Source organism: Parahoeflea alexandrii, from assembly GCF_027214025.1.
Classification (GTDB): domain Bacteria; phylum Pseudomonadota; class Alphaproteobacteria; order Rhizobiales; family Rhizobiaceae; genus Hoeflea; species Hoeflea alexandrii_A.
Genome location: NZ_JAPWHB010000003.1, coordinates 170,399 through 197,328 on the forward strand (window position 1 = coordinate 170,399; position 26,930 = coordinate 197,328).

21 protein-coding genes are annotated in these 26,930 nt (G+C 62.8%); 7 read left to right on the forward strand and 14 right to left on the reverse strand.

Going from position 1 to position 26,930, the window contains the following annotated elements:
- Positions 1-28 precede the first annotated feature (28 nt).
- Together O4H62_RS11235 and O4H62_RS11240 are read left to right on the forward strand one after the other, a co-directional pair.
- Entirely contained in the window at positions 29-1,348 is a 1,320-nt protein-coding gene (locus O4H62_RS11235; protein WP_269387827.1) for an ActS/PrrB/RegB family redox-sensitive histidine kinase, read from the forward strand.
- A gap of 83 nt (positions 1,349-1,431) precedes the next feature.
- Positions 1,432-2,001, forward strand: coding sequence for an ActR/PrrA/RegA family redox response regulator transcription factor (locus tag O4H62_RS11240; protein WP_269387829.1), 570 nt, complete (start codon positions 1,432-1,434; stop codon positions 1,999-2,001).
- A 33-nt stretch (positions 2,002-2,034) separates the two neighbouring features.
- On the opposite strand, the gene O4H62_RS11245 is transcribed toward O4H62_RS11240, so the two are convergent.
- Positions 2,035-2,505 (reverse strand): MmcB family DNA repair protein, encoded by a 471-nt coding sequence (locus O4H62_RS11245; RefSeq protein ID WP_269387831.1) that lies wholly within the window; start codon positions 2,503-2,505, stop codon positions 2,035-2,037.
- A gap of 208 nt (positions 2,506-2,713) precedes the next feature.
- Here O4H62_RS11245 and O4H62_RS11250 point away from each other — a divergent pair, with 208 nt between their 5' ends.
- Positions 2,714-3,370, forward strand: coding sequence for a L,D-transpeptidase (locus tag O4H62_RS11250; RefSeq protein WP_269387832.1), 657 nt, complete (start codon positions 2,714-2,716; stop codon positions 3,368-3,370).
- Between the two features lie 99 nt (positions 3,371-3,469).
- Here the strand turns inward: O4H62_RS11250 and O4H62_RS11255 are convergent, their stop codons facing one another.
- From O4H62_RS11255 to O4H62_RS11265, 3 genes are all read right to left on the reverse strand, one after another.
- Positions 3,470-5,662, reverse strand: coding sequence for a malate synthase G (locus tag O4H62_RS11255; RefSeq protein ID WP_430538420.1), 2,193 nt, complete (start codon positions 5,660-5,662; stop codon positions 3,470-3,472).
- 85 nt (positions 5,663-5,747) lie between these two features.
- A complete protein-coding gene (locus O4H62_RS11260; RefSeq protein WP_269387836.1) occupies positions 5,748-7,751 on the reverse strand; it encodes a hydantoinase/oxoprolinase family protein in 2,004 nt (667 codons plus the stop codon).
- A gap of 148 nt (positions 7,752-7,899) precedes the next feature.
- On the reverse strand, positions 7,900-9,294 hold the full coding sequence (locus tag O4H62_RS11265; protein WP_269387838.1) for a cytochrome P450: 1,395 nt from the start codon (positions 9,292-9,294) through the stop codon (positions 7,900-7,902).
- Positions 9,295-9,552: 258 nt separating this feature from the next.
- On the opposite strand from O4H62_RS11265, the gene gyrB reads away from it, so the two are divergent.
- Positions 9,553-11,988 carry a DNA topoisomerase (ATP-hydrolyzing) subunit B gene (gene gyrB / locus O4H62_RS11270; protein ID WP_269387840.1) on the forward strand — a complete coding sequence of 812 codons (2,436 nt, stop codon included), beginning with the start codon at positions 9,553-9,555 and terminating at the stop codon, positions 11,986-11,988.
- A gap of 80 nt (positions 11,989-12,068) precedes the next feature.
- Here the strand turns inward: gyrB and O4H62_RS11275 are convergent, their stop codons facing one another.
- The 4 genes from O4H62_RS11275 to O4H62_RS11290 form a co-directional block, all read right to left on the reverse strand.
- Positions 12,069-13,337 carry an ABC transporter permease gene (locus O4H62_RS11275; protein WP_269387842.1) on the reverse strand — a complete coding sequence of 423 codons (1,269 nt, stop codon included), beginning with the start codon at positions 13,335-13,337 and terminating at the stop codon, positions 12,069-12,071.
- Entirely contained in the window at positions 13,334-14,140 is an 807-nt protein-coding gene (locus O4H62_RS11280; RefSeq protein ID WP_269387844.1) for a taurine ABC transporter ATP-binding protein, read from the reverse strand. Before O4H62_RS11280 ends, O4H62_RS11275 begins: the two co-directional genes overlap by 4 nt.
- Positions 14,141-14,219: 79 nt before the next feature.
- The gene (locus O4H62_RS11285; RefSeq protein WP_269387846.1) at positions 14,220-15,212 is read right to left on the reverse strand and encodes an ABC transporter substrate-binding protein; all 993 of its coding nucleotides are present in this window, start codon (positions 15,210-15,212) and stop codon (positions 14,220-14,222) included.
- Positions 15,213-15,351: 139 nt separating this feature from the next.
- Positions 15,352-15,558 (reverse strand): hypothetical protein, encoded by a 207-nt coding sequence (locus tag O4H62_RS11290; protein WP_269387847.1) that lies wholly within the window; start codon positions 15,556-15,558, stop codon positions 15,352-15,354.
- On the opposite strand from O4H62_RS11290, the gene O4H62_RS11295 reads away from it, so the two are divergent.
- Positions 15,557-16,939 (forward strand): aspartate aminotransferase family protein, encoded by a 1,383-nt coding sequence (locus O4H62_RS11295; RefSeq protein ID WP_269387848.1) that lies wholly within the window; start codon positions 15,557-15,559, stop codon positions 16,937-16,939. The genes O4H62_RS11290 and O4H62_RS11295 overlap by 2 nt on opposite strands.
- A 115-nt stretch (positions 16,940-17,054) precedes the next feature.
- Entirely contained in the window at positions 17,055-18,527 is a 1,473-nt protein-coding gene (locus tag O4H62_RS11300; RefSeq protein ID WP_269387849.1) for a PLP-dependent aminotransferase family protein, read from the forward strand.
- Between the two features lie 55 nt (positions 18,528-18,582).
- Here the strand turns inward: O4H62_RS11300 and xsc are convergent, their stop codons facing one another.
- From xsc to O4H62_RS11330, 6 genes are all read right to left on the reverse strand, one after another.
- Complete coding sequence (gene xsc / locus O4H62_RS11305) at positions 18,583-20,367, reverse strand: sulfoacetaldehyde acetyltransferase (RefSeq protein WP_269387851.1); 1,785 nt, start codon at positions 20,365-20,367, stop codon at positions 18,583-18,585.
- 116 nt (positions 20,368-20,483) lie between these two features.
- A complete protein-coding gene (locus O4H62_RS11310) occupies positions 20,484-21,821 on the reverse strand; it encodes a TRAP transporter large permease (protein ID WP_269387853.1) in 1,338 nt (445 codons plus the stop codon).
- Positions 21,818-22,432, reverse strand: coding sequence for a TRAP transporter small permease subunit (locus O4H62_RS11315; RefSeq protein WP_269387855.1), 615 nt, complete (start codon positions 22,430-22,432; stop codon positions 21,818-21,820). The genes O4H62_RS11310 and O4H62_RS11315 overlap by 4 nt, the downstream gene beginning before the upstream one ends.
- Before the next feature lie 92 nt (positions 22,433-22,524).
- Complete coding sequence (locus O4H62_RS11320; RefSeq protein WP_269387857.1) at positions 22,525-23,643, reverse strand: TRAP transporter substrate-binding protein; 1,119 nt, start codon at positions 23,641-23,643, stop codon at positions 22,525-22,527.
- Between the two features lie 108 nt (positions 23,644-23,751).
- Entirely contained in the window at positions 23,752-24,399 is a 648-nt protein-coding gene (locus O4H62_RS11325) for a YjbE family putative metal transport protein (protein WP_269387858.1), read from the reverse strand.
- A 37-nt stretch (positions 24,400-24,436) separates the two neighbouring features.
- Complete coding sequence (locus tag O4H62_RS11330; protein WP_269387860.1) at positions 24,437-26,035, reverse strand: GMC family oxidoreductase; 1,599 nt, start codon at positions 26,033-26,035, stop codon at positions 24,437-24,439.
- Between the two features lie 125 nt (positions 26,036-26,160).
- Between O4H62_RS11330 and O4H62_RS11335 the strand changes: the two genes are divergently transcribed.
- On the forward strand, positions 26,161-26,922 hold the full coding sequence (locus O4H62_RS11335; RefSeq protein ID WP_269387861.1) for an IclR family transcriptional regulator: 762 nt from the start codon (positions 26,161-26,163) through the stop codon (positions 26,920-26,922).
- Positions 26,923-26,930: the final 8 nt, after the last annotated feature.

A 26,930-nucleotide genomic window follows, 5' to 3' on the forward strand; every position in this document is an offset into this window, starting at 1 on the left:
CCTGCAGACGATGCGCTAGATCAGCACCATGACGGTTCTACCATCCATTCTTGAGGATCACTCGATCCGGCACCGGCTGCGGCTGCAGACCCTGACGCGGCTGAGGTGGCTGGCGGTGAGCGGTCAGAGCCTTACCGTGCTGATCATCGCCCACGGCTATGGATTTCCGGTTCCCGAACTCTTCTGTTTCGCGCTGATTGCCTGCTCGGCCTGGCTCAACGTGTTCCTGTCCGTGCGGTTTCCCGCCGCCCACCGGTTGCCCCCGCTGGGAGCGACGGCGATCCTGTCGTTTGACGTGCTGCAGCTGTCGGGCCTGCTGTTCATGACCGGAGGGCTCGCCAATCCGTTCTCGGTGCTCTTATGCGTTCCGGTGATCATATCCTCGGCGTCACAACCGGTGCGCCATACGTTGAGCCTTGGCGCCCTGTCGGTGGCCGCCGTGACGGTTCTGGCGTTTTACTCCCTGCCGCTTCCCTGGTTTCCCGGCAGCGATTTCGAGGTCCCCTATCTTCTCATCGCCGGCGCCTGGATCGCCATCGTGTCGACCACCGCCTTTGCCGCGTTCTACTCCTTCCAGGTGTCCGCCGAGGCAAACCAGCTGGCCGATGCGCTGGCGGCGACCGAACTCGTGCTGCAGCGCGAGCAGCATATCTCGGCACTGGACGGCCTGGCGGCAGCGGCGGCACACGAGCTCGGAACCCCGCTGGCGACCATTCAGCTGGTGGCGCGGGAAATGGAGAAGGCGCTCATCGACGACCCGCGGTTTACCGATGACCTGATGCTGTTGCGCAGCCAGACCGAACGATGCCGCGATATCCTGAGGCGCCTGACGACGCTTTCGGCGGAAGACGAAGCCCACATGGTGCGGCTGCCTCTGGGTTCACTGATCGAGGAAGTGACCGCACCACACCGCGAATTCGGCATTGCCATCGACGTGATCCACAGCCCGTCCGACATGCGCGAGACCATTGGCCGGCGCAATCCCGCGATCCTGTTCGGACTGGGCAACCTGATCGAGAACGCGGTCGATTTTGCCGACAGCCGAGTGACGGTGACGGTCGCCCATGATCGCGACCGCGTGGAGATCTCGATCGATGATGACGGACCCGGCTTCGCGCCCGACGTGCTGGCCCAGATCGGGGTTCCCTTCATGAACCGGAAGAACCGGCAGGACCGGCAGAAGGGCGGAGGCCTGGGGCTGGGGTTGTTCATCGCCAAGACGCTGCTGGAGAGGTCCGGAGCGTCTCTTGAATTTTCCAACAGGCCGGCGCCGGCAACCGGCGCGCACGTGAAAGTCAGCTGGCCAAGGGACAAAATGGACCTGTATGGAGCGGATAAGGTGCTTTGAGGTGGGTTCAGAACTGGATAATTTGTGAAAACGCATTAAATCGGGTGTGCAAACCTGCATTGCCAGCACCGGCGAGGTGAATCATGACCGGCGATATCGCCCAATCTACAGAAGAAGAGTCCATCGGACCGGACGCCACGCTTCTGCTTGTCGACGATGACGGACCCTTCCTGCGCCGGCTCGCCCGCGCCATGGAAACGCGCGGGTTTGAGGTGGAGATTGCCGAGAGCGTGGCTGAAGGTCTTGCGAAAGCGCGAGCCAGGACGCCGAAATACGCGGTCGTGGACATGCGGCTTCAGGATGGCAACGGGCTGGATGTCATCGAGGCCATCCGCGAACGCCGTGACGACACAAGGATCATCGTGCTGACCGGCTACGGCAACATCGCCACTGCGGTGACCGCGGTAAAGCTTGGCGCGATCGACTACCTGGCCAAGCCTGCGGACGCGGACGAAGTGTTTGCAGCGCTGACCCGCAAGCCCGGCGAGCGGGCCGAGGTTCCGGAAAACCCGATGTCGGCCGACAGGGTTCGCTGGGAGCATATACAACGGGTCTACGAGATGTGCGAGCGCAATGTCTCGGAAACCGCCCGGCGTCTCAACATGCACCGCCGGACGCTGCAACGGATTCTGGCCAAGCGCGCGCCGCGCTGACCCTGCCTATCATCAGCTGAAAACAGTCAGACTTCAGCCCGCCGCCAGTTCGGCGAGCAGAAGCCGGTCGGCCGCCGCCCTGGCAAAGCGCAGCAGCATCGCCTTGCGGGTGGCCGCCGCGAGACGGTGTTCGGGGGCCTCGCGCAGCAGATGGCCGGACCATTCATCGGCGATGATCAGCCCGCAGTCCTCGGGAAACAGATCCGCAGGCACGCCGGCATGGGTGGCGAAGAAGAGCCGGTCGCAATGCTGGCGGTATTCGGGCCATTTGCGATCGGTGCGGAAATCCTCGATCGAGGATTTGATCTCGACGATCCAGATCTCGCCGGCTCCACTGAGCGCAACCAGATCGGCGCGGCGGCCCGACGCAAGTGGCAATTCAGGCACCATCGACAGGCGGAGATCGGAAAACAGCCGCTGCACGCCGCGTCGCACCATCATGGCGCGGTCCGACTGGCGGCCATCGACAAGCGGATTGTCGGAATGTGGAGAAACGATCGGCATTGACTATACCTGCCACGGGTTTTGGGCTATCGCAATGTCAGGTGCCGCTGCATGTTGCAGAAAAACAATGCGCTCCGACAAAGCATGAAGAAAGCTTCAATTTTTCAGCCAAAACAGTTGCATAGTTAAGACTTAATTAAAATAAGAAGCGTCACGTGGTTCGCGGTTCACAATCGGCGTTCACGCCTTGCTCTCGGAAGTTTTCAAAATGACCCTTCGTATTTCCCTTACCATTGCCGGACTGGTTGCGGCGCTTGCACTCGCCGGTTGCTCTTCGAGCACCGAGGACGGCGTATCCGGCGCGACCTCGCAGATCTTCACCTCGGAATACGGCTCGGTCACCGATTCCGGCTATGCGATTCCCGCGGTTCCGATCAGCAAGATCGACAAGAAATACCATCGCCAGATCGTTTCCTACAGCACTAGCGAGAAGCCCGGCACGATCATCGTCGATACGCCCAAGCGCTTTCTCTACCTGGTGCTGCCCGGCAAGAAGGCAGTCCGCTACGGCATCGGCGTCGGCAAGGCAGGCTTTGCCTGGGAAGGCGAAGCCTACATCGCCTGGAAGCAGGAATGGCCGACCTGGACCCCGCCGCGTGAAATGATCGACCGCAAGCCGGAACTCGCGCGTTACGGCGATGACGGCATGAAGCCCGGCCTGAAGAACCCGCTAGGCGCCCGCGCCCTCTACCTGTTCAACCAGAAGGGTGAAGACACGCTGTTCCGCCTGCACGGCACACCGGAGTGGAACTCGATCGGCACCGCCGCCTCGTCAGGCTGCATCCGCCTGATGAACCAGGACATCATCGATCTCTACAGCCGCGTCCGTCCCGGCAAGAACGCCCGCGTGATCGTCAAGCAGTAGACCGCGCAATTCCCGAATTCAAAAAGCCCGCCGGGTCATCCCGGGCGGGCTTTTTCTTTGCCGACCGACAGCGTCCGCCGTCGGCCTTTTACAACGGCCTCAGCCGGCGGCTGCCTTGAGTTCGAGACGGCGGCGGTGCAACACGGGTTCGGTGTAGCCATTGGGCTGCGACCGGCCTTCAAGCACCAGTTCGACGGCTGCCTGGAATGCCACCGACTTGTCATAGTCGGGCGCCATCGGACGATAGGCCGGGTCGCCGGCATTCTGGCCGTCGACGACCACCGCCATGCGCTTCATGGTCTCGATTACCTGATCGCGGGTGATGACATCGTGGTGCAGCCAGTTGGCCATGTGCTGGGCGGAGATGCGCAAGGTTGCGCGGTCCTCCATCAGGCCGACATTGTTGATATCGGGAACCTTGGAGCAGCCGACACCCTGGTCGACCCAGCGCACCACATAGCCGAGTATGCCTTGCGCATTGTTGTCGATTTCGCGCTGGATCTCCTCGGGCGTCCAGTTGGGGTTCTTCGCCACCGGGATCGACAGGATATCGTCGAGCTTCGCCCGCGCACGGGCGCGCAAGCCGGCCTGAACCTCAGCAACGTTGACCTTGTGGTAGTGCGTGGCATGCAGGGTTGCGGCGGTTGGCGAGGGCACCCAGGCGGTGTTGGCGCCGGCCTTCGGATGGCCGATCTTCTGCTCCAGCATCGCCGCCATCATGTCCGGCATGGCCCACATGCCCTTGCCGATCTGAGCGTGGCCTGCAAGCCCGCATTCCAGCCCGATATCGACATTCCAGTTCTCGTAGGCGGCAATCCAGGCGGCCTGCTTCATGTCGCCCTTGCGGATCATCGGTCCGGCTTCCATCGAGGTGTGGATCTCGTCGCCGGTGCGGTCGAGGAACCCGGTGTTGATGAACACGACACGCTTGCTGGCAGCGCGGATGCATTCCTTGAGGTTGATGGTGGTGCGGCGCTCCTCGTCCATGATGCCCATCTTGATGGTGTTGGGCGCCATGCCGAGAGCGGCTTCGACACGACCGAAGATCTCGACTGCGAAAGCCACTTCTTCCGGGCCGTGCATCTTCGGCTTGACGACATACATCGAGCCAGTGGCCGAATTGGCGCGGCGACCGTTCGGGCCGATGTCATGCAGGGCGATGAGAGCGGTGAGGAACGCATCCATGATGCCTTCGGGGATCTCGTTGCCGTCACGATCGAGGATGGCCGGGTTGGTCATCAGGTGACCGACATTGCGGATCAGCATCAGCGACCGGCCTTTCAGCGACGCAGGCTTGCCGTCCGGGGTGGTGAATTCAACGTCGGAATGGAGCTTGCGGATGAAGCTCTTGCCGCCCTTGTGGACTTCCTCGGCCAGGTCGCCCTTCATCAGGCCGAGCCAGTTGCGATAGACCAGCGTCTTGTCCTCGGCGTCGACGGCGGCGATCGAGTCCTCACAGTCCATGATGGCGGTGACCGCCGATTCGAGCCCGATATCGCCGATTCCCGCCGGATCGGTCTTGCCGATCATGCTGTCGGGATCGACAAAGACCAGCGAGTGAAGGCCGTTCTTCTGGAAATAGAGCCGGTAAGCGCTTTCGTTTTCACGCTTGAAACCAGTGTACTGAGCCTCGTCGGCAAGCGTCGTCTCGCCGCCGGCGGTGCTGATCCTCAATGTCCCGCTCTCAAAATCGAAGCCGGTGACGTCGGCCCAGTTGGCGCCCTTAAGCGGCACGCTGTCATCGAGGAACGCCTTGGCCCAGGCGATGACGCGGTCGCCGCGCTCCTCATCATAGCCGCCGGGCTTGGGCAGGTCGCCCAGCGCATCGGTGCCGTAGAGCGCGTCGTAGAGCGAACCCCAGCGCGCGTTGGCGGCGTTGAGGGCGAAGCGGGCGTTCATCACCGGAACGACGAGCTGCGGACCGGCGATCAGGGCGATCTCGGGATCGACGTTCTCGGTCGAGACCTGCACCGGGCCGCCTTCGGGCAGCAGATAGCCGATCGAGGTCAGGAAATCCTTGTAGACCGCCATGTCTACGGGCGCGCCGTTTTCACGGTACCAGGCGTCGATCTTTTCCTGCAGCGCGTCGCGCTTGGCGAGGAGCGCGCGGTTTTTCGGCGCCAGATCGGAAACGGCCTGGCCAAACGCCTCAAAAAACCCGTCAGCTTCCACACCGGTGCCCGGCATCGCTTCATTGACGATGAAGTCGTGCAGGTCGGCGCTGATTTTCAGGCCATTCTTTTCGATTCTTGTCACTTTGACTCTCCGTATTGCGGACGCAATCCCACGCATCCAGACTCTTGACCGACCCTGCCGGGCGGCTCATTGCCTGTCAATTCATCGATAGTGCAAATGATTTTTTCCAAATTGGAACAAATCAACCTGCAGCTATGCGCGGGCGTCCGGATGCCGTGGCAATGAAACGGGCTTCGACAAGCTTTTCCAGACCCTCGATCACCGGCATGTCGATATGATCGCTGAGTTCGACCACGGGATGATCCGCGCCACTGCGGATCGCAGCCAGGCGCGCTTCGGTGCCCGCCAGATCGCGCGCCCGGGCAAAAGCTTCGGTTCGGTCCTTGAACAGCTGATGCTCGCCCGCCCCATTGACCGCGTAGCGGCCCTCGTCGGGTTCGGTCACGAACACGGTCACCGTCTCGCGCACCTGGCCCACCACGGCGCCCACCGCATTGGCGACGCCGGCATGAACCGGCACGAAACTCTCGATATCGAGCATGTCGGCGACAGCGGGGTAATGCACCGATGCCGAAGCTCCGAGCGCCACCAGAGGCCGGTCCGGCCTGATGCCGAAGCGGATCAGGCCCGGTGCCCGGGTCAGCGCGCGATCGATGAAGGCCGACTTTGCCACGTCTATTCCGGTGATGCCCTCATCCGCCATCAGCGCGGTCAGCACCGCCTCGGCGCTCTGGCGGGTCAGGCGCGCGGAGACCCTTTCGGCAAGTTCCGCCGGCGAATCCGCAACCGGGCGGCCCGAACCGGCCTTGCGGCGGCAAAACACCTCGGCGCCAAGGCGCGCGGCCTCGGCGTTCCACTGGTCCTGACGGCCCAGCACATGCATCGCGTCGGACGGCGTGAAGCCGGATATCAACACCAGTCCACGCGCCACCAGCCGATCGAGGGTGGCGCGCTGGGAGGTGGAGGTCAGCACCGCGTCAAGCGGCTGCGGCTCGAGCGTGATTCGCTCATAAAGCGAGGCTTCCTGGGGTGTAAGGCCTGCGGCCAGAGCCTTCGGCAGGCCGGTGCGCAGAGCAAACCGGCCGTCATAACGACCGGGGAAGCCGGCCTGCGACTGGCGCTCGAGACCGGCGAGTACCGGCTCCGGCCAGAGATGGGCCGCGAGGCTCAACGGCATCAAGCGGCGTGGCCCAAGGGTCAGCCCCGCCTCGAAGCCGCCCTCCTCCAGCCGCAGCTCGGAATCGCCGCCAAGCCCGAAGGTGTGCATGGCCACTGCCTCGACCATGGTCCGGTAGCGGCCGACGGTGGCGCCTTCGCCGTCAAGACGCGGGTGGCCGCCGTCGAGCACCGCGACATCGGTGGTGGTGCCGCCGATGTCGGAGACGACGGCATTGTCGAGCCCGGTCAGATGCCGGGCGCCGACGAGACTTGCTGCCGGGCCGGACAGAATGGTTTCGATCGGCCGTATCAGCGCTTCGGCAGCTGAAATCAGTGCGCCGTCGCCGCGCACCACCATCAACGGCGCCTCAATGCCGCGGCTTGCAAGATAGCCGCTGGTGGCGTCGATCAGGCGGGCCACCATCGAGATCAGCCGGGCGTTCAAGAGTGTCGTCAAGGCCCGGCGCGGGCCGCCAAGCCGGGAAGACAGATCATGGCTGCAGGTGACCGGCAAGGATGTTCGGCGTCGTACCAGATCGCGCACTGCGATCTCGTGGGCGGGATTGCGAACGGCGAAATATCCGGCAATCGCCACCGCCGAGACTTCCTCGCTCAAGGCTTCAATCTGCGCTTCGAGAGGGGCGAGATCGAGCGGCGTCTCGTTGCCGTGAACATTGTGCCCGCCGGACAGATAGATCACCGGATCCGTGCCCAGGGCTTCCGCCAGCCCGTCGCGCGCCAGATCCTGCGGTCCGAAACCGATCATCACAAGTCCTGCGCGCCCGCCCTGGCCTTCAACCAGCGCATTGGTGGCGAGCGTGGTCGACAGCGAGACCAGCCGGATCCGCGAAACGGCGCCGCCGATCTCGGACAGGACGGTTTCAACAGCGCCGGAGACACCGACGGCAAGATCATGACGGGTGGTCAACGATTTAGCCGAAGCCAGAACCCCTTCGGTCTCGCTGTAGAGAACAGCGTCGGTGTAGGTGCCGCCGGTGTCGATGCCGAGAAAAAGTGCAGATGTCATGATGTGCGGTCCATTTGAAAGCTCCATTCGCGCATCCCGGGCCGGATGGAAGCATGCAATCCACATAAAGCGGTTTTGGGCGGGATGCCACCACTTCCCACGCCAGCAAAAGTCGCGATCCGATCCGGCCTGACGGCTGGCCCGTGCGTTACCGGCGGCTGATCCGCATCGGCAGGCCGCCTTCAGGCTGGGTGGTGAGTTTCTGCACCGGCCAGGGCCTGGTTTTTTCGGTGCAATCGAAGCGGTAATCCTTCAACAGCACGCCGAGCGCGATCACCGCCTCCTGCAGCGCGAAGGTTGCGCCTATGCAGATGCGTGGGCCGACACCGAAGGGAAGATACTGATAGCGATCGATGCTGACCCGGTTCGCGGGCAGGAAGCGCGACGGGATAAAGGCTCCCGGCCGGTCCCACAATTTCGTATGCCGGTGCAGCGTCCACGGCATTACCAGGATCGTGGTGCCGGCTTCAATCGTGACGGTTTCGCCCTTGCCATTGTCCCAGCTGTCGTCGGCAATCGCGGCACGGTTGATCGAGGGGGCCGGAGGATAGAGCCGCATCGCCTCCTCGAAGGCCGCCCGTGTCCAGGGCATCGCATCAAGCCACTTGACCGGATCGGGTTCGCGGGCCAGCACCTCGTCGATCTCCGCCTCGACCTTCTCGCGGTCGGATGGCGAATTGGCCAGGCAATAGAGCGTCCAGCCGAGCGCCCGCGCGGTGGTTTCATGACCGGCGCCGATGAAGGTGATGATGTTGTCCTCGATCTCGTCAAAGGTCAGGCCATCTGGGCCTTGCAGGCGGATCAGAAGCGTGAGGAAATCCTCCGGCACCGACTGCGGATCGGCGCGCATCATGTCCTGCCGCCTGGTCATGGTCTCTTCGACAATGGCACGGAACTTGGCAAGAACCGGCTTGCCGAGCATGCGGCGGATGCGCGGCACCCAGGAGGGCGCTTTCAGCAGGTCCATCGGATCCACCCGGCCCATGGTCGACAACAGCCGGTCGATGTCGCCGGCAAACTCGGCTTCGGTGCCGGCTACCTGGCCTGAAAACAGCGTGGCCGAGAGAATGTCGAAGGTTAGCTCGGTCATGTCGACGGCAATGTCGCGCACCTCGCCCCTCTCGGCGGCGATTTCATAGCGCCCGGTGAAGGCGCGGGATTGATCAAGCATCTGCTCCGCAAATCCCCGCGCATGGCGCGGCGTGAACACGGGAGCCATCGCCTTTCGCGAGCGCTTCCAGGTTTCGCCCTCCGCCGTCAGCAGGCCGTCGCGCAGAATGGGACGCAAGACCAGCTGCCGGATGGTCGCCATCTTGTAGTTCTGCGCATTGTCGACCAGCACGTGGCGCACCAGCCCCGGATGATTGACGATCAACGTCCGCTCGTTGAAGAACCTGGTCTTGAGCCAGTCCAGCCGGAAGGACGGCTCGCCCCACAGTTCAAGCGGGTTGCGCATGACCGTGCGGATGATCTCGAAGCGTGAAGGCGGGGTTGTTCTTGGAACCGGTGCCGGCGGCACGAACGGGGTGTAAGTCTTAGTCATCAGGCTTCCTTTGTGCAGCGGCAGCTGCGCCAAACGCCGGCGCCAAGACAGCCGCATGGGGCACCGCGCTTGCCGTCATTGGGTTCCGGCGCGTTCATCCCCATATATGCATTCCAAAACCCACAATTCCATGGCGGCGCGGATTTGGTTTTCAACAGCCGCCCGCCTATACTGAAAGCTCGTCTACGCGGTGATTCGTTGCCGCTTTCCCTACTTTTTCCGCCCGGCATCGCCGCTCTGGACTGAAAGACTCGCATAATGAACGATACGCCTGAGACAAACCCGACCGTGGAGGCCGAATACGGCGCCGAATCGATCAAGGTTCTCAAGGGCCTGGATGCCGTGCGCAAGCGGCCGGGCATGTATATCGGCGACACCGATGACGGTTCCGGCCTGCATCACATGGTCTACGAGGTGGTGGACAATGCCATCGACGAGGCGCTGGCAGGTCACGCCGACCGCGTCACCGTTACGCTCAATCCGGACGGATCCGTGACGGTGACCGACAATGGCCGCGGCATTCCGACCGATATTCACAGCGGCGAAGGCATTTCGGCGGCCGAAGTGATCATGACGCAGCTGCATGCCGGCGGCAAGTTCGACCAGAACTCCTACAAGGTGTCCGGCGGTCTGCACGGTGTCGGCGTCTCCGTGGTCAACGCGCTTTCGGTCTGGCTGAAGCTCGTCGTCCGGCGCAAGGGCAAGATCCACGAAATCCGCTTCACGCATGGCGTTGCCGATGCGCCGCTGCAGGTTCTCGGCGATTGCGGCGACGAGACCGGCACCGAAGTGACCTTCATGCCAAGCAGCGAAACCTTCACGATGATCGATTTCGATTTCGGAACGCTCGAACACCGGCTGCGGGAACTGGCGTTCCTGAATTCCGGCGTCCGCATCCTGCTGGCCGACCGGCGTCATTCCGACATCAAGGAACTGGAACTGTTCTATGAAGGCGGACTGGAAGCCTTCGTGCGCTATCTCGACCGCTCGAAGAAGCCGCTGGTCAATGATCCGGTGACGCTCTTGGGCGAAAAGGACGGGATCACCGTCGAACTCGCGATGTGGTGGAACGACAGCTACCACGAGAACGTGCTGTGCTTCACCAACAACATTCCGCAGCGCGACGGCGGCACCCACATGGCGGGGTTCCGCGCGGCACTGACCCGACAGATGGTGTCCTACGCCGACAGTTCCGGCATGACCAAGAAGGAAAAGGTGTCGCTCACCGGCGATGATTGCCGCGAAGGCCTGACCGCGGTCTTGTCGGTGAAGGTTCCGGATCCGAAATTCTCCTCGCAGACCAAGGACAAGCTGGTCTCGTCGGAAGTCCGCCCGGTGGTCGAAAACCTGGTCAACTCGACGCTCAGCGCCTGGCTGGAAGAACATCCGGCGGAATCCAAGGTGCTGGTCGGCAAGGTGATCGAAGCCGCCGCCGCCCGCGAAGCGGCGCGCAAGGCGCGCGAATTGACCCGGCGCAAGGGCGCGCTCGACATATCGTCGCTGCCCGGCAAGCTTGCCGATTGTTCGGAGAAGGATCCGGCCAAGTCGGAACTGTTCCTGGTGGAGGGCGATTCGGCCGGCGGATCGGCGAAACAGGGACGTTCGCGCGAGAACCAGGCGATCCTGCCGCTTCGGGGCAAGATCCTCAATGTCGAGCGGGCGCGGTTCGACAAGATGCTGTCGAGCCAGGAAATCGGCACGCTGATCACGGCGCTGGGAACCGGCATCGGCAAGGACGAGTTCAACGCCGACAAGCTCAGATACCACAAGATCATCATCATGACGGACGCCGATGTCGACGGCGCTCACATTCGCACCCTGCTCCTGACCTTCTTCTTCCGGCAGATGCCGGAACTGATCGAGCGCGGGCACCTCTATATCGCCCAGCCGCCGCTCTACAAGGTGTCGCGCGGCAAGTCCGGCCAGTATCTCAAGGACGAGAAGGCGATGGAGGACTATCTCGTTGCGAGCGGGCTCGACGAAGCGGCGCTGGAACTGTCAACCGGCGAGGTCCGCACCGGGGCCGACCTGAGGGATACCATCACCGATGCGCTGAGAATGCGGGCGCTGCTCGAAGGCCTGCATTCGCGCTACGACCATTCGGTTGTCGAGCAGGCGGCCATTGCCGGCGCCTTCAATCCGGAGCGGATCACCGATCCTGCCACGTCGGCGGCCATGGTGGCGGAAGTCGCGCGGCGGCTCGACATGATCTCCGAGGAATCGGAGCGGGGATGGACGGGCGAAAACACCGAAAGCGGCGGATTCCGTTTCGAACGCGTGGTCCGCGGCGTCAAGGAATCGGTGTATCTCGATTCCGGCCTCATCGGCAGCCAGGATGCGCGGATGATCGACCAGATGAACGCCAAGCTGCGCGACGTCTACACCGAGCCGCCGATCCTGCGGCGCAAGGAAGGCGGCACCCAGATTTCCGGGCCCCGGGAGTTGCTGCAGGCGGTGTTTGCGGTGGGCCGCAAGGGCCTGACGCTGCAGCGCTACAAGGGTCTGGGCGAAATGAACGCCGAACAATTGTGGGAAACGACGCTCGACCCGCATGCCCGTTCGCTGCTGCAGGTCCGGGTCAACGACGCGGTCGACGCCGACAGCCTGTTCTCACGGCTGATGGGCGACGAGGTCGAGCCACGGCGCGAATTCATCCAGGACAATGCACTGTCGGTGGCCAATCTCGACATCTGAGCAGTCATTGCTCCCAACAAGCAAACGCCGCCGCCCCTTCCGGAGCGGCGGCGTTTTTCATTCCAGGCATCGCGACCGGATCAGCCGCGGCCCTTCCAGGGGACAAGCCATTTCTCGGCCATGCGCATCAGGATATCGATGCCGTAGCCGATGATGCCGATCAGGATTATGCCGAGGATGACGATGTCGGTAAGCTGGAACTTCGAGGCGTTGACGATCATCATGCCGGCGCCGCGATCGGCGGCCACCAGTTCGGCGGCCACCACCGTGCCCCAGCACACGCCCATGGCGACGCGTGCGCCGGTGAATATCTCGGGCAGCGAGTTGGGCACGATCACGTGCCGCAAAATCTGCCATTTCGAGGCGCCGAGCGAATAGGCCGCGTGCACCTTGGAGATGCGCACCCCGGACACGCCGGCGCGGGCAGCGATGGTCATGATCCAGAGTGCTGCCAGGAACAGGAGGATGACCTTGCCTTCCTCACCGATGCCGAACCAGATGATGATCAGCGGAATCAGCGCTAAGGGCGGCACCGGGCGCATGAATTCGACGATCGGATCGAACCAGCCGCGGAACCAGTTGGACAGGCCCATGGCGTATCCGAGCGGAATGCCGATGATCGAACCGATGACGAAGCCCGCGATGACCCGGCCGAGCGAATAGCCCAGATGCTCCCAGAGCGAAAAGTTCTTGTAGCCCTGGCTGGCGATCTCTCCCAGCCGGCTGAGAACGGCTTCCGGCGCCGGCAGCCAGATCGGCTCCATCTGCCAGCCCTTGTCAGGCTTGATCGACAGGCTGCCCTTGTTGGTCATGGTGATCTCGCCATCGGAGAAACGCACGGTTTCACCGGGCGCGATCGGCTGCCCGTCAATGGCGATCAGGCTGTAGCCGGGATCATCGCCGCCGATGTCATTTTCGTTGAGCCGGCTGAGAACCGATCTCCAGGCGCCGATCTTGACCGCGTCGTCGACCGCGAAGGCGTGTGGCTTGTCGGACACCTCGGGAAGCGGCACGTCTTCGCCGACGCGGTAGACCCGCAGATGCGCCACAGCATCGTCGGTTTCGCCTGCGGCGTTGCGGGCGGTATAGGTGAAGCTGGTATCGCCGACGAACGGGCCGGGAACATGCAGCGGGGTGATCACCGATCCGGTGAACGCCCCCCAGATCGCAAACAGCGCGATGATCGACACCACCGAGGCGAACCGGTTCGGCGAAACGGCGCTTTCATCGCCGAAGGTCACCGTCTTCAGGCTGGCGAAATCGTGAATGTGGTGGCGGGAACGCTCCCAGAACCGGTAGGCGACGTAAGCGAGGCCAAAGATGACCAGATAGAGCAGGAAGACAATCATGCGGTTTCCTCCTGCCGGCCCATGATTTCCTCTTCCATGTCCCAGATCATGCCGAGGATCTCTTCCCGGCGCTGGCCGAATTCCGGCTCCTTCTTGACCAGGCGCAGATCGCGGCCGACGCCCATTTCGGCAAACGGCAGACGATACTCCTTGTGGATGCGGCCGGGCCGCGGCGCCATCACCAGCAGCCGTTCACCCAGCAGCAGCGCCTCTTCCACCGAGTGGGTGATGAGGATGATGGTCTTGCCGGTTTCCTTCCAGAGCTTGAGCACAAGGCCCTGCATCTTCTCGCGAGTCAGCGCATCAAGCGCGCCCAGCGGCTCGTCCATCAGGATGACATCGGGATCGTTGGCGAGGCAGCGGGCCAGTGCAACGCGCTGCTGCATGCCGCCGGACAACTCGTAGATCATCTTCTCGCCGAAGTCCTGCAGTCCGACCGTACGCAGCAGATTGTCGACGATGGGCCGGGTTTCGGATGCCGGCCTGCCCGCCATGTCCGGACCGAAGGAAATGTTCCGGCGGACATTCATCCACTCAAACAGCGCGCCCTGCTGAAACACCATGCCGCGCTCCGGCCCGGGTCCGGTCACCTTCCTGCCGTTGAGCGTCACCTGACCGTCGGTCGGGGCGAGAAATCCGGCAACGATGTTGAGGAGCGTGGTCTTGCCGCAGCCTGAAGGTCCAAGGACTGCGAGCAGTTCACCCTTGGCCAGCTTGAGCGAGACATTCTTCAGCGCCTGCACCGAGCTGCCATTGGGCAGATCGAACCGCATGGAGAGGGTATCGATAACCAGGTCGCCCATGGCTACTCCAATCTTGGGGAACAGTGTGCCGTGAACGAGCGGCCGGATAGATCCGGCCGCTCGCCATCGTCTTCCTGGCTTACATCTTGGCCGCGGCTGCGAGCGGACCGGTGTTGACCGCGCCGTCATAGGTGTCGCGCGAGGCCGGGATGTTGCCCTGTTCCTTGAAGAAGTCACCCACGCCCTTGAGGAATTCCGGGGTGGCCTTGCCGAGCCACTTGTCGGAAAGCTGCGCCTCGACGGTGGGGAACTGGAAACCCTTCAGCGTGTCGACCGCATCGGCTTCGCTCATGCCGGCGTCCTTGGCGATGACCGGCAGCATTTCCGCCGAATCGGTCAGCCACTTGGCGTTCATGTCGGCTGTCACCTTGAGGAACTTGGCGAGAACCTCAGACTGCTCCGCAGCAAACGAGGCCGGAACCGAAGTGACGTCATAGACCGAAATGCCGATCTCGTCCTTTTCGGCGCCAGTCAGCAGCACGTTGCCGTGTTCCATTGCGCGGCGCAGCGAACCGCCCCAACCGCAGAACATGTCGAGGCTGCCCTGCGCGAATGCGGCAGCACCGTCCGGCGGAGCCATGTCGACCACTTCCATGGTCGAGACGTCGACCCCGAAATGCTCCATCTGCTTGAGGAAGCCGTAATGCGCGGCGGTGCCGATCGGCACGCCGACCTTCTTGCCTTCGAGTTCCTTGGCGCTGTTCTTGTCGATCTCGAGCGCGGTCTTGACCACGCAGTTGTCGTTGTCGTTGTAGACCACGGCGATGTCGGCGACCTGGAGGTCCTGCCCGGCGGATGTCGCCACCACGAAGGGCGGCACGCCCTGGCTCACCGAAATCTGGACATCGCCCGAGGCCATCGCCGCCGACATGGCGGTTCCGGCATCAAACGATTTCCAGTTGACCTTCATGCCCAGGGCCTCGTCGTACAGACCCTTGACCTTGGCGTACTGGAACGGCATCGGCCACTCCAGGAAGTAGGCAACCGTGATTTCTTCGGCCTTGGCGACCGATGCAGTGGCGACCATGGCGATGCCGGCCAGCAATGCGGAAATTCTTGATGCAGCTTTCATGTGATGCTCCCTGTCCGGGCCGGCATGACGCCAGCCTTTCGATTGCAATTCATTGCCGGGTGATCCTGCGGTCTCCGGCGCCGTTCCCGTTTTCTTGGCGTTCTTTTGCAGTCATCTTGCGCCAACAGGGCCAAGTCGATCAAGTCGGTGTTGAAAGCCATAGCGCCAATTTGTCCGCGAGCATTGTACCAGTTTGATTTTCGCGATGCAGGCCATTGGTTTTGTTCGGCTTTTTCTGGCCATATGGCAAACGACCCTCTGGCCCTATTCTCTTGCCGAGGACTTCGGCGATGGTTTTCGTGCCGGACAACCGGCCATCACCATTTTCCCGGGAGTGACCGCTCATGAACCTGCCTATCCAGACCAACGACATCCAGGCGGTTATCGAGGCCGATCGTGCCCATGTCTGGCATCACCTGATCCAGCACAAGCCGTTTGAAACCATCGATCCGCGGATCATGGTCGAAGGCCGCGGCATGCGGGTCTGGGATGCGACCGGAAAGGAACATCTCGACGCCGTTTCGGGCGGCGTATGGACGGTCAATGTCGGCTACGGGCGCGAAAGCATCGCCAACGCGGTGCGCGACCAGCTGGTCAAGATGAACTATTTCGCCAACAGCGCCGGGTCGATACCGGGGGCGCTGTTCGCGCAGAAGCTAATCGAGAAAATGCCGGGGATGAGCCGGGTCTACTATTCGAACTCGGGATCGGAGGCCAACGAGAAGGCCTTCAAGATGATCCGGCAGATCTCGCACCGGCATCATGGCGGCCGCAAGTACAAGATCCTTTACAGGGACCGCGACTATCACGGCACGACGCTCGCCACCCTGTCGGCCGGCGGCCAGCCGCAGCGGGCCGAGCAGTACGGGCCGATGGCGCCGGGCTTCGTCATGGTGCCGCATTGCCTCGAGTACCGCAGCCAGTATCCGGATGCGGAAAGCTACGGTCTTGCCGCCGCCAACGCGATCGAGGAGGTGATCCTGCGCGAAGGGCCGGATACCGTCGGCGGGCTCTGCCTCGAACCGATCACCGCGGGCGGCGGCGTGATCACCCCGCCGCCGGGCTACTGGGAGCGCGTTCAGGAGATCTGCAAGAAGTACGATATCCTGCTGCATATCGACGAGGTCGTTTGCGGCGTCGGCCGCACCGGCGCCTGGTTCGGCTACCAGCACTACGGGATCAAGCCCGATTTCGTCACCATGGCCAAGGGCGTGGCCTCCGGCTATGCGGCGATTTCCTGCACGGTGACCACCGAAGCCGTGTTCGAGCAGTTCAAGGACGATGCGTCCGACCCGATGTCCTATTTCCGCGATATCTCGACCTTCGGCGGATGCGCCGCCGGACCGGCTGCGGCGCTTGAGAACATGCGGATCATCGAGGACGAGAACCTGATCGCCAATACCGAGGCAATGGGCGAACGGATGATCAACAATCTGCGCGCGCTGCAGGACAAGCACACTGTCATCGGCGACGTGCGCGGCAAGGGCCTGTTCCTCGGCGCGGAACTCGTGAGCGACCGGGCCTCGCGCGAGCCGATGGACGAGAAACGGGTTCAAGCCGTGGTGGCCGACTGCATGGCCCAGGGCGTGATTATCGGGGCGACCAACCGGTCGCTGCCGGGCTTCAACAACACGCTGTGCTTCAGCCCGGCGCTAATCGCCACCGCGGACGATATCGACCGGATCACCGACAGCGTCGACCAGGCGCTGACGCGGGTGTTTGCATAACCTCGCCACGGTGGCGGAAAATCATGATCGAGGGAAGGGCGGGACAATCGTGCACCCGCCCCTTCCGCTTGGCTAAGTCTGTCGATATGCTGGCAAAAACCGGCTGGGCGATCGAATGTCGATTCCGATAGACACGTTTTTTCTCGACCCGAAATTCGAGGGAACACTGCAACAGAAAATCCAGAGAATGATCAGCGAGGGCGTCCTGTCCGGCCGCTTCATTCCTGGCGCAAAGCTTCCCTCCAGCCGCAAGCTGGCGACCCATCTGGGGATCAGCCGGATCACCGTGACGCTGGCCTACAGCGAACTGGTGTCCGACGACTACCTGATCGCCAAGGGCCGCTCGGGATACTACGTCTCGCCGACAGCTCCGCAGCGTACCCGCTTCGACGCCCCGAAAGGCGTGGTCACCGACGCGGTGGACTGGAACCGGGCCATCGGCCAGCGCTACACCGGCCAGGTGCTGGTGGAAAAGCCGGTCGACTGGCGCAGCTACCCCTACCCGTTCATCTACGGGCAGGCGGACGAGAAGATCTTCGATCACAGCAACTGGCGGCAATGCGCGCTGCAGGCGCTCGGCAAGCGGGAGTTCTCCACCGTCACCGCCGACAGCTACGAGCGGGATGATCCCGAACTGGTCAAGTACATCGCGCTCAACACCCTGCCCCGGCGCGGTATCCAGGCCAAGCCGGAACAGATCCTGATCACCGTGGGCGGACAGAACGCCTTGTGGCTCGCAGCCCAGGTGCTGCTCAACCAGCGGCGCACGGCGGTGATGGAGAATCCGGGCTATCCGGGCCTGCGGGTGGCGCTCAACCTGGCCCGCTGCAATGTGGTTAGCGTGCCGGTCGATCATGCCGGAATGCGACTCGATGCGCTTCCGGACGGGACCGACGTGGTGTTCACCACGCCGAGCCATCATTGCCCGACCAGCGTGACGATGCCGCTCGAACGGCGCCAGAAACTGCTGGAGATGGCGTCACAAAAGGACTTCGTGATCGTCGAGGATGACTACGAATTCGAAATGTCCTTTCTCAACCCGCCGGCGCCGGCGCTCAAGTCGCTGGATGAGGAAGGCCGGGTGATCTATGTCGGCTCGTTCTCCAAATCGCTGTTTCCGGGCCTGCGGCTTGGCTACATGGTCGGCTCGGAGACCTTTATCCGCGAAGCGCGGGCGTTGCGGATGGTGGTTGTCCGGCACCCGCCGGGGCATCTGCAGCGCACGGTGGCGAACTTCCTGTCGCTTGGCCATTTCGATGCGCTGGTGGCGCGCATGGGCCAGACCTACCGCCGCCGGCGCGACGTCATGCAGGAAGCCATCGACCGGCGCGGACTGCATGTTGCCGGGTCTGATGTCTCCGGCGGTTCAAGCTTCTGGATGAAAACGCCCGATCATATCGATGCACGCGATCTCTCTCTGGCTGTCAGGCAAAGGGGCGTACTGCTTGAGCCGGGACATTTCTTCTTCGAGAATCCCGAGGACGGAAAGCACAATTTCCGCATCGCCTATTCCTCGATCGACAGCGCCCGCATTCCTCCCGGCATCGACATCATCGCCGACACGATCGAGTCCTTCGGGGCAAAATGAAAAGGCCACCGCGAGGGTGGCCTTTCCAACTATCTCAGATCGCGAAGTTAGAGGCTCAGACGGCACCCTGCTGCGGACGCATGTCCTCGCGGTTGATGCCCGCGACCACGACGGGCTTCTTCATGGCGTCGCGGCGGAACGGTTCACCCAGTTCCTGGTTGAGCAGCACCTCGATGAAGGTGGTCTCGCCGTTCTTCATCTGCCGTTCGACGGCCTTGGCGAGTTCCTCGGTCAGGCCCTGCTGGTCCTTGACCACGACGCCGCGAGCGCCGCAGGCTTCGGCGATCTTGGCATAGGAGGTGTCGCGGTCGAGTTCGGTGCCGACGAAGTTGTTGTCGTACCAGAGCGTGGTGTTGCGCTTTTCCGCGCCCCACTGGTAGTTGCGGAAGATCACCATGGTGATCGCCGGCCAGTTGTCGCGACCGCAGGCGGTCATCTCGTTCATGGAAATGCCGAAGGCGCCGTCGCCGGCAAAACCGACCACCGGAACATCCGGCTGGCCGACCTTGGCGCCAAGGATCGACGGGAAGCCGTAGCCGCAGGGGCCGAACAGACCGGGCGCAAGATATTTGCGGCCCTGCTCGAAGGTCGGATAGGCGTTGCCGATGGCGCAGTTGTTGCCGATGTCGGACGAGATGATCGCATCCTTGGGAAGGGCGGACTGAATGGCGCGCCAAGCCTGGCGTGGCGACATCAGATCGGCGTCGCGCTGGCGCGATTCCTCGTTCCAGACCGTGCCCGGATCGTCATCCTCGTGATCGAGCGACGACAGTTCCTGGGCCCAGCGGGACTTGGTCAGGGAGACCAGGTTGCGGCGGTCCTCGCGGCCGGCGTCGCCGGCATCATCGGAGAGTTGCGCGAGGATGGCGCGCGCCACCTTGGTGGCATCGCCCTCGATGCCGACGGTGACCTTCTTGGTCAGGCCGATGCGGTCGGCGTTGATGTCGACCTGGATGACGTCGGCGTTCTTCGGCCAGTAGTCGATGCCGTAGCCAGGCAGGGTGGAGAACGGATTGAGGCGGGTACCGAGCGCCAGCACGACATCGGCCTTGGCGATCAGTTCCATGGCGGCCTTGGAGCCGTTGTAGCCGAGCGGGCCGACAGCGAGCGGATGGGAACCCGGAAAGCTGTCATTGTGCTGGTAATTCGAGCAGACCGGGGCATCGAGCCGCTCGGCCAGCTTGGCGAGATCGGGAATCGCGCCGGACAGCACCACGCCGGCACCGGACAGGATGACCGGGAAGCGGGCTTTCGACAGAAGCTCGGCAGCCCTGGCGATGGCTTCCTCGCCGCCGGCCGGACGCTCGAAACGCACCATCTGCGGCAGTTCGACGTCGATGACCTGGGTCCACATGTCGCGCGGGATGTTCATCTGCGCCGGGGCGGAGCCGCGCCAGGCCTTCATGATCACCCGGTTGAGCACTTCGGGAATGCGGGAGGGGTCGCGAACCTCTTCCTGGTAGCAGACGCAATCGGCAAACAGCCGCATCTGTTCCATTTCCTGGAAGCCGCCCTGGCCGATGGTCTTGTTGGCCGCCTGCGGCGTGATCAACAGCATCGGCGTGTGGTTCCAGTAGGCGGTCTTGACTGGCGTGACGAAACCGGTGACGCCGGGGCCGTTCTGGGCGATGGCCATGGCCATCTTGCCGGTGGTGCGGATGTAGCCGTCGCACATCAGGCCGGCATTGGTTTCGTGGGCGCAATCCCAGAAGGTGATCCCGGCTTTCGGAAACAGATCCGATACCGGCATCATGGCCGAACCGATGATGCCGAACGCATGTTCGATTCCGTGCATCTGCAGCACTTTGACGAAGGCTTCTTCGGTGGTCATTTTGGGCATGGGACAATCCTCCTTGTTGAGGGCTAGAAACCACAACTGGCCCGATCCGCTCTAGTGCCAGTTTGACGGCTTCGCAACGCCAGATCGGTTTGACGCCGTGGTCCGGCGAAACACTTTCAGTTTCCATAGAGATAACCCGGCAGCCACAGCGCCAGCCACGGGAAGATAAACACCAGGATCAGGCCGAAGATCTGCACTGTCATGAACTGCATCATGCCGTAGTAGATGTCTTTCAGGTCCCAGTCCGGCGCCACCCCCTTGAGGAAGTAGGCCGACAGCGCCACCGGCGGACTGAGCCAGGCCGTCTGCAGGCAGACGGCGACCAGGATGGCAAACCAGGTCATGTTGACGTTCATCTCGACCAGCACCGGCTGCAAGATCGGCAGGATGATCAGCACGATCGGCACCCATTCGAGCGGCCAGCCCAGAATGAACACCATGGCCAGAACCATGATGATAATCAGGCTTGGCGACAGGTCGAGCGCCAGCAGCCAGTCGGTGATCAGGCCGGGCGTGCCAAGCCGAGAGAAGACGGCACCAAAGAAGTTGGAGGCCGCGACCAGAAACAGGATCAGGACGGAGATCTCGAGGGTCTTGAGCAGCGCGTCATAGGTGCGCTTCCAGGTGAATTTGCGATAGCCGATGGTGAGCAGCACCGAGCCAAGCGCGCCCATGCCCGCCCCTTCGGTGGGCGTCGCCCAGCCGAACAGGATCGAGCCCATGGCGAAGGCAATCAGGATTGTCGGCGGCACCAGACCGAGAGCGAACTCACGCCAGACGTGGCTGCGGTCGTCGGGGATCTGGTCTTCGCGCAGCGGTGGGCCGAGTTTGGGATTGAGCCAGCAGCGGCCGAGCGCGTAGACCAGATACAGCACAGCCATCATGATGCCGGGCAGAATGGCGCCGGCGAACAGATCGGTGACCGGAACCTCCAGCACCGGGCCCATGACCACGAGCATGATCGATGGCGGAATGAGGATGCCAAGCGTGCCGCCGGCGGTGATGGTTCCTGCGGCAAGGCGCACATCGTAGCCGGATTCGCTCATGGTCTTCGCCGCCATGATGCCGAGGATGGTCACCGAGGCGCCGACGATGCCGGTGGCAGCGCCGAAAATGACGGAGACGAAGAGGACAGCGACGAAAAGCGAGCCGGTCATCCGGGCCAGCATCAATTGCACCGCCTTGAACAATCGCTCCATCAGGCCGGCCTGCTCCATCATGAAGCCCATGAAGACGAACAGCGGCACGGCGGCCAGCGTCTGCTCCATCATCGAGCCGTAGAACTGCAGGGTCATGAGGAAGACCGTGAGCTTGAGACCGAAGCCCCAGGCGCCGAAAACGATGCCAAGAAAGATCAGCGTGAAGGAAATCGGAAAACCGATGAAGATGGCGAACAGCATCGCCCCGATCATGAAGAACCCGATGATCTCGGGCGCGACCTCGAAGAAGCTCATGACGGCCACCTTCCGCGGGTCGCCGCATACCAGGATTTCAGGATCTCGGAGACGCCCTGAACGAGCAGCAGAGCCACGCCTATGGCGAGCGAAACCTTGACCGGCCAGACGACCGGCGCCCAGGTGCTGTCACCGGCGCGTTCGCCCTGGATCACGGATTTGACGGCGAAATCGTAGCCGGCCTTGAGCAGGAAGAGCATCGCCGGCATGAAAAGGAATATGTAGAGGACGAGATCGACACGGCCCTGGGTCCTGACCTCGAAATTGCGATAGATGAAGTCGGCCCGGATATGCAGGCCGTGCATCAGCGCGTATCCGGCGCCCAGCATGAAAGAAATGCCGTAGAGCATGCGCGAGACGTCGAAGGCCCAGAGCGTGGGCGCGACGAAGAACTTGCGGGCGATCACCTCGTAGACCATGGCGAACATGATCGGCACGACCAGAAGTGCGATGACGCGGCCGACCCATTCGGACACCGTGTCGATGCCATGGATGACGGTGCGCGCTGCCGGGTGCATGTCATCGGGCATGCGCGTCCCCGGTCCGCCGCGCCGTTCTGCGAGCAATTCGTCGCCGATCGGGATCGTATCGTCTGTTTCATTGCCGGCCATGACGTCCTCCTCCGCCAGTTTTCCCCTGCCCCCGCAGGGTTTTGTCGATCCGCCCGGCCGGAAAGCCGGACGGATCATCAGCTTTTTCTGGACTACTGCTTCTTGAGCGTTTCGGCGTAGGCCGCGCCCAGGTTGGCGTTGGTGCGCTGGGCCTGGGCCCAATAGGGCACCGCGGTCTTGGCAAAGGCCTTCTGGCTGTCCCAGACCTGCTTGAAGAAGGCGTTTTCCGCGGCATTCTTCTCAAGGGCTGCGTTGGCGGCGGCCATGTACTCGGTGAAATATTCCGCCGGGGTGTCATGCAGGATGACGCCGTCCTCGTTGATCAGCTTGTCGAGCGCCTTGCCGTTCTCGTTGATTCGGTAGGCCATGGCCTTCATCAGCGAAGCGTTTGCAGCCACCTCGATGGCCTTCTGCTGCAACGGCGTCAGCGACTTGTAGACATCGCCATTGATGTAGAGGTCGGCATTGACCACCACCTGGTGCAGACCCTGAAGGTAGTAATGCTTGAGTACCTTCTGGAAGCCGAACACCGAGTCGGGCTTGGGACAGCACCATTCGGCCGCGTCGATGGTGCCTTTTTCCAGCGCCGGCAGGATGTCGCCGCCGCCCATCGCGACGGAAGCCACGCCGATGTCCTTGTAGGTCTGTCCGGGGATGCCCGGAGGCGTGCGGAAGCGGTACTTGCGGAAATCGGCCATGGTGTCGATCGGTTCCTTGAACCAGCCGAGCGCTTCCGGACCGACCGGCTGCAGCATGAAGCCCTTCACGTTGACGCCCATTTCCTTCCAGAGCTGGTCGTAGAGCTCCTTGCCGCCGGCATTGAGGTACCAGGACATGAAGGCGATGTTGTCGATGCCGATGCCGGCACCGGCGACGGGCGAGCCGAACAACATGGCGGCGGGATGCTTGCCGGACCAGTAGTGGGTCCAGGCGAAACCGCCGTCGATCAGGCCGGCGTCGACGGCATCGAGAATTTCCTGGACGCCGACGACTGCGCCGGCGGGCAGGATTTCGAACTCGACCTCGCCATCGGTCAGGGCTTTGACGTCCTCGGCGAAATCCTGAAGCATGACGACTTCGTCAGCGGTATTGGGGATGACCGACTGCACCCGGATCTTCGTCGCCGCATCGGCCGACACGCCGAACAACGACGTGGCCGCCAACAGTGCGACAGCTGCAACACCCTTGGTAAGCTTGGTTAGTCTCGACATGGGGTTCTCCTCCCGTTTCATGTCTTGCCTTCGATTGTGCGACAGACGGACGTGTTCGGCGAAGGCTTCCCGAACAGCATTGGAAAAGGTGTGGGCGGTTGGTCCGGTTCATGACAGGCCCCATCCGAGCATTGTCAGGAGGCCGGTCGCCGGATCGACGATGCCGCGATAGAACATGTCGCCGGCGACATAGATCAGCACCGCCAGCCCAAGCCAGGAAATGGCCGGATACCGGGTCAGGATCTTCATGATCAGCGTGGCGGCGAAGGCCATCAGCAGGATTGCCAGCCCGAGACCGAACACCAGCATCTCGGTGTTGCCATCGGCGATGGCGGCGACTGCCAGCACATTGTCGATCGACATCGACAGATCGGCGACGGTGATGGAGACCAGCGCCTGGAACAGCGTCTTGCGGGCCGGGCCCGTATAGCCCTCGTCGCCGTGCTCGGCGGATTCCAGTGCCGAGGCGGCCTCCCGGTCGATGTTGTCGCGGATTTCGCCGTAAAGCCGCCAGCAGACCCAGAAGAGCAGCAACGCGCCGAGAAACAGGAGCCCCGGCACGCCGAGCAGCTTGGTGGCGACCAGCGCGAAGATGATCCTGAGAGTGGCGGCGACGATGATGCCGAACAGGATGGCCCGCTTGCGCAGTTCCGGCGACAGCGATGCAGCCGCCATGCCGATGATCAGGGCATTGTCGCCCGACAGCACCAGATCGGCGAGCACGATCGCGCCCAAATCGAAGACCTGCTGCAGCATCAGCCTCTTGCCTCCGTGTTTGTGGTGGCAATCCTGCTCATGCGCGCATGTCCTCCCGGATCATGTCCGATGCCTTTTCTCCAATCATGATTACCGGCGCATTGGTGTTGCCCGACACGATCACCGGCATGATCGAGGCATCGGCGACCCGCAGTCGGTCAATGCCGCGGACGCGAAGCCGCTCGTCGACCACCGCCATCCCGTCCTGTCCCATCTTGCAGGTACCGGTCGGATGATAAATCGTCGTTGCGGTGTTGCGGGCCCAGTCGAGCAGGCCGTCGAAATCCTCGTCGGGAACCCGCCGCCCCGGTGCGTGCTCCTCGGTGATCAGGCCGGCCACCGGCGCCTGCCGGCAGATGCGGCGGGCCATGCGGATGCCTTCGACGATGGTCTGCTGGTCCAACGGCGTCGCCAGATAATTGGGATGGATCAGCGGATGGTCCTCGGCGCGGGCCGAGCGCAGCCTGATTTCGCCGGTGCTTTCCGGCCTCAACTGCAGAACGGAGGCGGTGAAGGCATCGAAATCGTCGGTGTCGGTGGTGGGGTTGTTGGCGCTGAAGGGCTGGATGTGAAACTGGATGTCGGGCGTGTCGAGATCGGGCCTGGTCTTGAGAAATCCGGTGCCGAGGCTTGCGGCCAGCGTCAGTGGCCCGGAGCGGCTGGCGAGATATTCGAGCCCAATCCTGGCCTGGTTGAACAGGCCGCGGGTGCGGGTGTTGATGGTCGGTGCGGTGCAGCGGTAGACCGGGCGGGCCTGAAGATGGTCCTGCAGGTTCTGGCCTACCCCCGGCAGCGCATGCCTGAGCGCAATTCCGTGATCGGTGAGATGATCCGGCTCGCCGATGCCCGACAGCATCAGGATCTGCGGCGAGCCGATGGCTCCGGCCGACAGGATGATCTCCGAGCGTGCTACGATCCGGACCGGCGAGCCGTGGCGGCGGCCGCGCACGGCCACAGCCCGGGACCCTTCGAGTTCGACATTCTCGACCAGGACATGGGTCAGGACGGTGAGGTTCGGCCTGGATCTCGCTGGTTTGAGGAATGCCTTGGCTGAACTGCATCGCAGGCCGTTGCGCGCCGTGAGCTGGAAATAACCCACGCCTTCCTGGCTTTCGCCGTTGTAATCTGGGTTGAAGGCAAAGCCGGCCGCCTTGGCTGCCTCGACCCATGCATCGACAACCTGCCAGGACTGGCGGGAACGGGAGACCGAAAGTTCGCCGCGGTCGCCGCGCAGGGCATCGGCCTTGCCGTCCCAGGATTCGCTGCGCCTGAACAAGGGGAGCAGGTCATCCCAGCCCCATCCGACGTTCCCCATCTGCCGCCAGCGATCATAATCCTGCGGCTGGCCGCGGACATAGAGCAGGCCGTTGATCGAGCTTGACCCGCCCAGCGTCTTGCCGCGCGGCCAGTTGAGCTGCCGCCCGTTGAGGCCATCGTCGGCCTCGGTCCGGTACATCCAGTTGAGCGCCGGATCCTTGATGGTCTTGAAGTAGCCGACCGGCACATGGATCCACGGCGACACATCGCGGCCGCCGGCCTCGATCAATGCCACCGAGACCGATGGATCGGCCGAAAGCCGGTTGGCGAGGACACAACCGGCTGAGCCTGCTCCGACGATGACAAAATCAAATTCCAACCAGAATTACCTCAAAATGCAAAAAATGAGACTTTACATCTCGTTATTCATCGTATTCACTTCTCGAACCACGGTGCAAGAGTGGGCACAACTGGCATTATCGATTAATCAAAACTGGTTTGAGCATGCCGAATACGGAAGACCGCATCGCCACAAATTTGCGAACGCTGCTGATTCTCGAGGTCATCGGCACGTCGGGGGAACCGATGACTCCGACCGAGATCAACCACTCCATCGGGCTGCCCAAGCAGACGATTCACCGGCTTTGCGCCACGCTGGTGGAGGAAGGCTTCCTGGTTTACGAGCCGAACGGCAAGCGGCTGAGGGCGGCACGGCGGGCTCGCGTGCTCGGCGCCGGATTGCTGCATTCGTCGCGCGATCATATCCTGCGCCGGCAGATCCTCGTGGATCTTGCGATGAAGACCGGCGAGACGATCAACTATGTCGTGCCCGAGGATGACGGCATGAGCTATCTCGACCGGGTCGAGACCGGCTGGGCGTTCCGGGTGCAGCTGCCGATCGGCTCCAACGTGCCGTTCCACTGTACAGCCAGCGGCAAGACGTTCCTGGCCAGTCTCGACAGCAGGAAGCGCAAGGCGTTTGCCCACGGTCTGGCGCTGGACCGCAAGACATCCAAGACCATCACCGACCCCGATGCGTTGCTGACCGAACTCTCGGCCGTCGCGAAAGCCGGCTATGCGATCGACAACGAGGAATTCATGGAGGGGATGGTGGCAATCGCCGTTCCGGTGACCGACGAGGCGGGACGGTTTCTGGCCGCGATTGCCTGCCACGGCCCGAATGTGCGGCTGTCACTCGACACGCTCCGCGGATTTCTCGGTGATTTCAACGCAGCGGTCGACAAGATGCGCGCCGTTCCGGCCTGACAGTACGC

Coding starts and splice junctions, on each gene's coding strand:
- O4H62_RS11275 (WP_269387842.1), bottom strand. CDS start 13,337: ATGATTGTCTTCCTGCTCTATCTGGTCATCTTTGGCCTCGCTTACGTC.
- O4H62_RS11235 (WP_269387827.1), top strand. CDS start 29: ATGACGGTTCTACCATCCATTCTTGAGGATCACTCGATCCGGCACCGG.
- O4H62_RS11325 (WP_269387858.1), bottom strand. CDS start 24,399: ATGCTGCAGCAGGTCTTCGATTTGGGCGCGATCGTGCTCGCCGATCTG.
- O4H62_RS11320 (WP_269387857.1), bottom strand. CDS start 23,643: ATGTCGAGACTAACCAAGCTTACCAAGGGTGTTGCAGCTGTCGCACTG.
- O4H62_RS11315 (WP_269387855.1), bottom strand. CDS start 22,432: ATGGCCGGCAATGAAACAGACGATACGATCCCGATCGGCGACGAATTG.
- O4H62_RS11285 (WP_269387846.1), bottom strand. CDS start 15,212: ATGAAAGCTGCATCAAGAATTTCCGCATTGCTGGCCGGCATCGCCATG.
- O4H62_RS11290 (WP_269387847.1), bottom strand. CDS start 15,558: ATGAGCGGTCACTCCCGGGAAAATGGTGATGGCCGGTTGTCCGGCACG.
- O4H62_RS11245 (WP_269387831.1), bottom strand. CDS start 2,505: ATGCCGATCGTTTCTCCACATTCCGACAATCCGCTTGTCGATGGCCGC.
- O4H62_RS11265 (WP_269387838.1), bottom strand. CDS start 9,294: ATGACTAAGACTTACACCCCGTTCGTGCCGCCGGCACCGGTTCCAAGA.
- gyrB (WP_269387840.1), top strand. CDS start 9,553: ATGAACGATACGCCTGAGACAAACCCGACCGTGGAGGCCGAATACGGC.
- O4H62_RS11310 (WP_269387853.1), bottom strand. CDS start 21,821: ATGAGCTTCTTCGAGGTCGCGCCCGAGATCATCGGGTTCTTCATGATC.
- O4H62_RS11280 (WP_269387844.1), bottom strand. CDS start 14,140: ATGGGCGACCTGGTTATCGATACCCTCTCCATGCGGTTCGATCTGCCC.
- O4H62_RS11250 (WP_269387832.1), top strand. CDS start 2,714: ATGACCCTTCGTATTTCCCTTACCATTGCCGGACTGGTTGCGGCGCTT.
- O4H62_RS11260 (WP_269387836.1), bottom strand. CDS start 7,751: ATGACATCTGCACTTTTTCTCGGCATCGACACCGGCGGCACCTACACC.
- xsc (WP_269387851.1), bottom strand. CDS start 20,367: ATGCCCAAAATGACCACCGAAGAAGCCTTCGTCAAAGTGCTGCAGATG.
- O4H62_RS11240 (WP_269387829.1), top strand. CDS start 1,432: ATGACCGGCGATATCGCCCAATCTACAGAAGAAGAGTCCATCGGACCG.
- O4H62_RS11295 (WP_269387848.1), top strand. CDS start 15,557: ATGAACCTGCCTATCCAGACCAACGACATCCAGGCGGTTATCGAGGCC.
- O4H62_RS11255 (WP_430538420.1), bottom strand. CDS start 5,662: ATGCGTGGGATTGCGTCCGCAATACGGAGAGTCAAAGTGACAAGAATC.
- O4H62_RS11335 (WP_269387861.1), top strand. CDS start 26,161: ATGCCGAATACGGAAGACCGCATCGCCACAAATTTGCGAACGCTGCTG.
- O4H62_RS11300 (WP_269387849.1), top strand. CDS start 17,055: ATGTCGATTCCGATAGACACGTTTTTTCTCGACCCGAAATTCGAGGGA.